Source organism: Dietzia sp. (genome assembly GCF_036741115.1).
GTDB lineage: Bacteria > Actinomycetota > Actinomycetes > Mycobacteriales > Mycobacteriaceae > Dietzia.
Genome location: NZ_DAINST010000107.1, coordinates 1 through 7,695, shown reverse-complemented (window position 1 = coordinate 7,695; position 7,695 = coordinate 1). Strand labels below are relative to the sequence as shown.

6 protein-coding genes are annotated in these 7,695 nt (G+C 67.6%); 3 read left to right on the top strand and 3 right to left on the bottom strand.

Annotated elements, in window-relative coordinates:
- Positions 1 to 123: 123 nt before the first annotated feature.
- The gene (locus V7E05_RS13040; protein WP_333620074.1) at positions 124 to 1,245 is read right to left on the bottom strand and encodes an NAD(P)H-dependent flavin oxidoreductase; all 1,122 of its coding nucleotides are present in this window, start codon (positions 1,243 to 1,245) and stop codon (positions 124 to 126) included.
- Positions 1,246 to 1,412: 167 nt separating this feature from the next.
- On the opposite strand from V7E05_RS13040, the gene V7E05_RS13035 reads away from it, so the two are divergent.
- The 3 genes from V7E05_RS13035 (at position 1,413) to V7E05_RS13025 (ending at position 6,618) form a co-directional block, all read left to right on the top strand.
- The gene (locus V7E05_RS13035; protein ID WP_333620073.1) at positions 1,413 to 2,639 is read left to right on the top strand and encodes an acetyl-CoA C-acetyltransferase; all 1,227 of its coding nucleotides are present in this window, start codon (positions 1,413 to 1,415) and stop codon (positions 2,637 to 2,639) included.
- Positions 2,640 to 2,694: 55 nt separating this feature from the next.
- Positions 2,695 to 4,923, top strand: coding sequence for a 3-hydroxyacyl-CoA dehydrogenase NAD-binding domain-containing protein (locus V7E05_RS13030; RefSeq protein ID WP_333620072.1), 2,229 nt, complete (start codon positions 2,695 to 2,697; stop codon positions 4,921 to 4,923).
- A gap of 249 nt (positions 4,924 to 5,172) precedes the next feature.
- Entirely contained in the window at positions 5,173 to 6,618 is a 1,446-nt protein-coding gene (locus V7E05_RS13025) for a lipase family protein (protein WP_333620071.1), read from the top strand.
- Positions 6,619 to 6,748: 130 nt separating this feature from the next.
- On the opposite strand, the gene V7E05_RS13020 is transcribed toward V7E05_RS13025, so the two are convergent.
- Positions 6,749 to 7,153, bottom strand: a complete 405-nt coding sequence (locus tag V7E05_RS13020; RefSeq protein WP_333620070.1) for a DUF779 domain-containing protein — start codon at positions 7,151 to 7,153, stop codon at positions 6,749 to 6,751.
- A gap of 37 nt (positions 7,154 to 7,190) precedes the next feature.
- A partial coding sequence (locus V7E05_RS13015) for an aldehyde dehydrogenase family protein (protein WP_333620069.1) occupies positions 7,191 to 7,695 on the bottom strand: 505 nt, incomplete at its 5' end.

Genomic DNA, 7,695 nt, shown 5'->3' with positions numbered 1-7,695 from the left:
AGCGCCCATGGTACTGCACTCGACAGGGTGTGGGAGAGTAGGACACCGCCGAACTATTCATTAGAGAAACCCCCGAGCGTTCGCTCGGGGGTTTTTCGTATTTACGGGCCCTTTTGGCTCCGTCTATTCACCGGAGAGGAGCGCGTCGAAAACGTCTTCCACGGTGTAATCGGCGGCGAGATCGTTCACCGCGGGGCGGGAGTTCCCGAGGGAATCTCCGCACCACAGTGCCGTGTACTGCGCGCCGTCGGCGGGCTCGAGATTGGCGGCGGAGGAGCGGAGCGTCTTCGTCATCGCATTGGAATAGGGATAGGCTGCCGGCGCGTTCTCGCCGGCCCGTGTGAGCGCATTCGATACCGCGCGAGCCGGCCGCCCCGTCACCGCACGCGTGAACGCGGTGGCGGAGTCCTCGGGTTCGGCGAAGTGCTTGCGTAGGCCGGCCCGAAATGGCGCGCTCGTGCCTGCCTCCTCACAGCACAGCAACATGGTGCCCACGAGCACGGCTCTGGCCCCTGCGTCGAGGGCGTCGCTCACGGCGGCGGGGGAGTGGACCCCGCCGGCGGCGATCACGGGAACGTCGGGGAGGGAATCGCCGATCTCGGTCAGCAAGTCGAGCGTGCTGTGCTCTCCCGGTCCAGCGGCGATGGAGAACGTGCTCTGGTGTCCGCCGGCTTCCTTGCCCTGGGCGATGAGGACGTCTGCGCCCTCCGTAGCGGCGGTGCGGGCGTCGTCCTGGTTCGTCACCATGACGGCCACCTGGCTACCGGCTCCGTGGAGACGCTCGATCGCGTGCGCTCCCGGAGTGCCGAAGGTAAAGGACACGACGGGGACCGGGTTGGCCACGAGGTGCTCGAGCTTGGCGGCGTAGTCGTTGTCCGTGTACGCCGGGTCGCCTGGGGCGGCGAGGCTCGCCTCGCTCGCGAATACCGAGAGACGTTCGCGGTAGGCGGCGATCTCGGCGTCTGTGCAGGCGCGGCGTGCGTCGTCATGGTCGGTGATGAAGAGGTTGACGCCGAAGAGCTCCGTCCCGGCGGCGCGGACGGAGTGGATGTCTGCGGCCATGGCCTCGGTGTCCTGGTACCCGGCGGCGAGGAAGCCGATGCCTCCCGCGGCTTCGGCTGCGGAGACGAGGGCGGGGGTCGTCGGGCCTCCCGCCATCGGCGCTGCCGCGATGGGCCGGGACAGCGCGTCGAGGAACGAGCCACGGTGGGCATCGGAGTGGCCGTCGGTGTCCGCTTCGCTCATGTGCAGACCTCCGTTTCGCGGGTGTGGTGGATGTGCGCCCATGGTAGGTCCGGTGAGCAGGGGTTAGCCCGATTCCGGTCCGGTCGAGCGGGACGTGGGCTAAATTAGAACGTGTTCCAGTTCTTCGGCGTCGTCGCCGGTCGCACAGGAAGGCCCCACAGGCTCACATGACGAGTACGCACGCACCCGAGGCGTTTATCTACGACGCCATCCGCACCCCGCGCGGGAAGGGCAAGTCCACGGGCTCGCTCCACACGGTCAAGCCCATCGACCTCGTGGTCGGTCTCATCGAGGAGGTGCGTCGTCGTTTCCCCGATCTCGACGAGGATCGCGTCTCGGACATCATCCTCGGGATCGTCACGCCCATCGGGGACCAGGGCATGGATCTCCCGCGCATCGCCGCGCTCGCGGCGAAGATGCCCGACACAGTCGCCGGCGTCCAGATCAACCGCTTCTGCGCTTCGGGTCTGTCCGCCGTGAACATGGCGGCAGCGAAGATCCGCTCCGGCTGGGACGAGCTCGTCTTCGCCGGTGGCGTCGAGTCGATGTCCCGCGTACCGATGGGCACCGATGGCGGTTCGTGGGCCACGGATCCCGTGACCAACTACGAGACCTACTTCTCCCCGCAGGGCGTCGGCGCCGATCTCATCGCCTCCATCGAGGGCTTCGACCGCGAGCGAGTCGATGCCTACGCCGTCCGCTCGCAGGAGTACGCGAAGCGCGCCTGGGACGAGGGGCGCTTCGATCGCTCGATCGTCCCGGTACGGGACCGGAACGGTCTCCTGCTCCTCGACCGCGACGAGCACATGCGTCCCGGCGCGACCGTGGAATCGCTCGGTTCGCTCAAGCCGTCGTTCCAGATGGCGGGGGAGCTCGGCGGCTTCGACGCCGTCGCGCTGCAGAAGTACCACTGGGTGGACGAGATCACGCACGTCCATCACGCCGGCAACTCCTCGGGCATCGTCGACGGCGCCGCGCTCGTCGTGGTCGGATCCGAGAAGGCCGGCGCGGATATGGGCATGGAGCCGCGCGCACGCGTGCTCTCGCAGGCCACGTCCGGCGCCGATACGACGATCATGCTCACCGGCCCCACGCCGGCGGCGAAGAAGGCCCTCGCGATGGCGGGGCTCGAGCCCGAGGACATCGACATCTGGGAGATCAACGAGGCGTTCGCCTCCGTGGTGCTCCGGTTCCAGAAGGACCTCGAGATCCCGGACGAGAAGCTCAACCCCAATGGCGGCGCGATTGCCATGGGCCACCCGCTCGGCGCCACCGGCGCGATGATCCTCGGCTCCACCATCGACGAGCTGCACCGCACGGGCGGTCGCCGCGCCCTCGTCACCCTGTGCGTCGGTGGCGGCATGGGTGTCGCCACGATCATCGAGCGGGTCTAGCCCCCACCCAGCATTCGAGCACTCGAACCTCACGGACTTGGGAGAACAACAACAGATGAGCACGAATATCTTCGGGTGGGACCAGGACGCGGACGGCATCGTCACCCTCACCATCGACGACCCCGAGCACGGGGCAAACACCATGAACGACGCATTCCGCACGTCCTTCGACGAGACGCTCGACCGCCTCGAAAAAGAGGTCGACTCGATCTCCGGGGTGGTACTGACCTCCGGGAAGAAGTCCTTCTTCGGCGGCGGCAACCTCCACAACATCATGGCGCTCGGCCCCGATTCGGCCGAGGCGATCATGGAACAGACCAAGTATATGAAGAACCAGCTCCGCCGCCTCGAGACGTTCGGCAAGCCGGTCGTCGCGGCGCTCAACGGAGCGGCGATGGGCGGCGGCTTCGAGCTCGCCCTCGCGTGCCACCGCCGCATCCTCGCGGACGTGCCCGGCGCGAAGGTCGGGCTCCCGGAGGTCACCCTCGGCCTGCTGCCCGCCGGTGGCGGGATCGTGCGGCTCGTCCGCATGTACGGCATCCAGACGGCGATCGCCGAGTTCCTCACCTCCGGCCGCTCGTTCGCGCCGGCAAAAGCTCTCGAGAAGGGGCTCGTCGACGAGGTAGTCGACTCGGTCGATGCGCTCGTGCCCGCGGCGAAGGCGTGGCTCGCCACCGAGCCCTCCGCAGAGAAGCCATGGGACCAGAAGGGCTTCCGGATCCCCGGCGGCACCGTCGACGACCGGGCCGTGAGCTCGATCCTCCCCTCGGTGCCGGCGAACCTCCGCAAGAAGCTCGGCGGGCAGCCGAATCCTGCGCCGCTCGCGATCATGGCCGCCGCCGTCGAGGGTTCACAGGTCGATTTCGAGTCCGCCTCTCTCATCGAGTCGCGCTACTTTGCCTCGCTCGTCACCGGCCCCGTCTCGAAGAACATGATCCAGGCGTTCTTCTTCGACATGCAGCACCTCTCCTCCGGAGGGGCGCGGCCGAAGGCGGCGGACGGATCGGAGATCCCCAAGACCGAGTTCCGTAAGGTCGGCGTGCTCGGCGCAGGCATGATGGGCGCCGGAATCGCGTACGTGTGCGCGAAGGCGGGCATCGACGTCATCCTCAAGGACGTGTCGCAGGAGGGCGCCGAGAAGGGCAAGGCGTACTCGGAGAAGATCGAGGCGAAGGCGCAGGAGCGCGGACGCACGACCGCGGAGAAGTCTGCGGCGCTGCTCGCGCGGATCACGCCGACGGCCGAGGCCGCCGACCTCGCCGGCTGCGACGTGGTGATCGAGGCGGTCTTCGAATCGCCGGAACTCAAGAAGAAGGTCTTCGCCGAGGTCGAGCACGTCGTCGACGCCGATGCGCTGCTCGGCTCGAACACCTCGACCCTCCCGATCACCGACCTCGCCACCGGGGTGGAGAAGCCCGAGAACTTCATCGGTGTGCACTTCTTCTCGCCGGTGGACAAGATGGCGCTCGTCGAGATCATCAAGGGGGAGAAGACCACCCCGGAGACCCTGGCGAAGGCCATCGACCTCACGCTCAAGATCCGCAAGACGCCGATCGTGGTCAACGATTCGCGCGGCTTCTACACCTCGCGCGTGATCGGCACTTTCGTCAACGAGGCGATCGGTATGCTCGACGAGGGCATCGATCCGGCGACGATCGAGCAGGCAGGTCGCCGTGCCGGCTACCCGGCCGCGCCGCTGCAGCTCTCCGACGAGCTCAACCTCAACCTCATGGTCAAGATCCGGCAGGCGACGCGCGCGGCCGCGGAGGCCGAGGGCAAGGAATACGAGCCCACCGCCTCCGACCGCGTCGTGCTTCGGATGGTCGAAGAACTCGAGCGCACGGGTCGCGCCGGCGGTGCCGGCTTCTACGACTACGCCGACGGCAAGCGCACCAAACTGTGGGGCGGTCTGCGCGAGGCGTTCTCCACGAAGGGCGAGGATTCCCCGCCCATGCAGGACCTCGTCGACCGCATGCTTTTCGCCGAGGTGCTCGAGACGCAGAAGTGCGTCGACGAGGGGGTCATCGTCGACGACGCCGACGCGAACATCGGCTCGATCATCGGCATCGGATACCCCTCGTGGACCGGCGGAACGCGGCAGTACGTAAAGAACTACGCGGGCGTCGGCGGGCGCGGCCCCGCGGGCTTCGTCGCGCGCGCGAAAGAACTCGCGGAGCGCTACGGCGACCGCTTCGCCCCGACCGCTTCGCTCGAAGCGTGGGCCGCGAAGGAGGGCGAGGCCGACGGCACCACCACGGCCGCCGAGCTCGAGGCGTCCGCCTAGGTTCGCCTCCTCGCGGCGAAGGGGCCCGGTCGTCGATTCTTCGACGGCCGGGCCTTTTCGAGTGCGGGCCCGGCCCAATTTCGGGGCGCCCCGTGTGTGCCTCGTCATGGTCGATGGTCAGTCTTTTGTCAGCTCAAGTCCAAGGTTTCTGCGAAAGCGCAGGAAAGGATGCCGATCTGGACATATGATTACCGCGATCGAGTTGACGGCGCTGCCATTGGCGCGCGAAGACGAACAAGGACCTGATACATGACATCTGGACGTACCGTGACGAAATCGCGCGCTCGCAGGCTCGGGATCGCAGGGATGACGGCGATGGTCGCCATTGCCGGGGCGAGCTCCCTCGCGCCCGCCGCGTGGGGCCAGGACGCGCCGAGCGGGAGTTCGGCGAACCACACGGGCTCGGTCCAGGGGCTCGACGCCGCGCTCACGACCCAGGGGGCGAACACGGACCCCGCGTTCTTCACGCCCGACGAGGGCACGGATCTCGGCGCCAAGAAGCCCGGCGACGTGCTCAAGACCCGTGAGATCAAGCTCCACATCGCGAGCCTCCCCACCCCGGTCGACGTGACCCAGATCCTCTACCGGACCACCGACACACAGGGGCGCCCCGCCCACAACGTGACTTCGGTGGTCCACCCCACGGCGCCGTCCAACGGGAACGTCATCTCCTACCAGTCGTTCTACGACTCCCTCAATCCCGAGGACGGGCCGTCTCGCGGCGTCGCGGGGGACACGAGCCTCGGCCTCGGCATCGCAAATCTCGAGAGCGGGCTGATCCTCCCGATGCTCTCGAGCGGTGCCACCGTCGTCATGGCCGACACCGAGGGGGCCGAGGCGAACTTCGCCGCCGGGCCGGAGTACGGAATGGCCACGCTCGACTCGCTGCGCGCGGCGAAGACGGTGGGAGCAGGCGGTTACCGCCAGGATTCGAAGGTCGCAATGGTCGGCTACTCCGGTGGCGCGATCGCGACGAACTGGGCCGCGATCCTCCAGAACGAGTACGCCCCCGAGCTGCAGGATTCGATCATCGGTGCGGCGCAGGGCGGCGTCCTCGTCAACCCGCTCAACAACCTCACCTACGCGATGGAGGGGCCCGCCTGGTCCGGTGTGGTCTCGATGGCGATGATCGGCCTGGCCAAGGCCTACGGGGTCGACATCGACTCGTACCTCTCGGATACGGGACGCTACTACTCGCGCACGATGAACGACGCCTCGATCATCGAGGGTTTCGGCCGTACGGCCGGGATTTCGTGGAAGGATCTCGCGCTTCCCGAGTACGAGACGCCGCTCGATGTCCCGCCGATCCGCGACATCGTCGAGAAGATCAACATGGGCACCGCCGCCATCCCGGATATGCCCATGCTCCTCGTGCAAGGCGGTGGCGGATACCTCGAGGGCACGCCCCCCGGCGGGGAGAACACGGGCGCCGGAGACGGCATCATGGTGATGGGCGACGTCCGCGCACTGGCGGGTCGCTACTGCGAGGCTGGCAACCCGATCGTCTACCGCGAGTACCCGGGACTGAGCCACGTGATGGCCTCTGTGCCCTACGCCGCCGAAGCCGTCGGCTGGGTCGGCGACCGCTTCGCGGGCAAGCCCGCCCCGAGCAACTGCGGCACGTTCGGCCCCGGCAACGACCTCACCAAGGGCGGAAAGGGCGGGGCCTTCCCGATCCCGATCTCTCAGTCGTAGTTAGGGCCTGATGGCGCACGCCGGAAACGACCCAGACTGCACAGAGGGCGGCGCACCGCGGATATTCCGCAGTGCGCCGCCCTCCGTGTATCCCCGGCGACGGACCTCGGCCCGCCGCCCGGGGTGATGCTCACGCCGGGAGGATCTCCGAGCGGATGAGGAAGCGCTTGCCCTCGGGCGACTCCACGGAGAAGCCGCTGCCGCGGCCGTCCACGACGTCGACCGTGATTGCCGTGTGCTTCCACAGCTCGAACTGCTCGCGGCTCATCCAGAAATCGAGCTGTGCGACGTCATCCGAGAGTTCGGGGAGCGTGAACGTGCCGAGCAGGATGTCCGAATCGCCCGTGCGGAACTCGCCTTCGGGGTAGCACATGGGCGAGGAGCCGTCGCAGCAGCCGCCGGACTGGTGGAACATGAGCCGGCCGTGCAGCTCCGTGAGCTTGCTCAGGAGCCCGGCCGCCGCCGGGGTGAGCGAGACCCGGCTGCGGCTCTCGCCCTCGATCGCGGGGCGGGAGGGGAGTGCTTCTGTGGACATGATGCTCCTCTTCGGATGTAGAGCTCGGCCGGTCGGCCTAGAAGAAACCCATCGCGTTCTGGTCGTAGGAGACCAGGAGGTTCTTCGTCTGCTGGTAGTGGTCGAGCATCATCAGGTGGTTCTCGCGGCCGATGCCGGAGCTCTTGTAGCCGCCGAACGCCGAGTGTGCCGGGTAATTGTGGTAGTTGTTCACCCACACGCGGCCGGACTGGATCTCGCGTCCTGCCCGGTAGGCAATGTTTCCGTCGCGCGACCATACGCCGGCGCCGAGGCCGTAGAGGGTGTCGTTCGCGGTCTTCATCGCGTCCGCGTAGTCGCCGAAGCGCGCCACCGAGACCACGGGCCCGAAGATCTCCTCCTGGAAGATGCGCATCGAGTTGTCGCCCTCAAAGATCGTCGGCTGGACGTAGTAGCCGCCGGAGAGGTCACCGCCGAGATCGGCGCGGCCGCCGCCGAGGCGGACCTTCGCGCCCTCCTGCTTGCCGATGTCGATGTACGAGAGGATCTTCTCGAGCTGGTCGTTCGAGGCCTGCGCGCCCATC

Coding starts and splice junctions, on each gene's coding strand:
- V7E05_RS13040 (WP_333620074.1), bottom strand. CDS start 1,245: ATGAGCGAAGCGGACACCGACGGCCACTCCGATGCCCACCGTGGCTCG.
- V7E05_RS13035 (WP_333620073.1), top strand. CDS start 1,413: ATGACGAGTACGCACGCACCCGAGGCGTTTATCTACGACGCCATCCGC.
- V7E05_RS13030 (WP_333620072.1), top strand. CDS start 2,695: ATGAGCACGAATATCTTCGGGTGGGACCAGGACGCGGACGGCATCGTC.
- V7E05_RS13025 (WP_333620071.1), top strand. CDS start 5,173: ATGACATCTGGACGTACCGTGACGAAATCGCGCGCTCGCAGGCTCGGG.
- V7E05_RS13020 (WP_333620070.1), bottom strand. CDS start 7,153: ATGTCCACAGAAGCACTCCCCTCCCGCCCCGCGATCGAGGGCGAGAGC.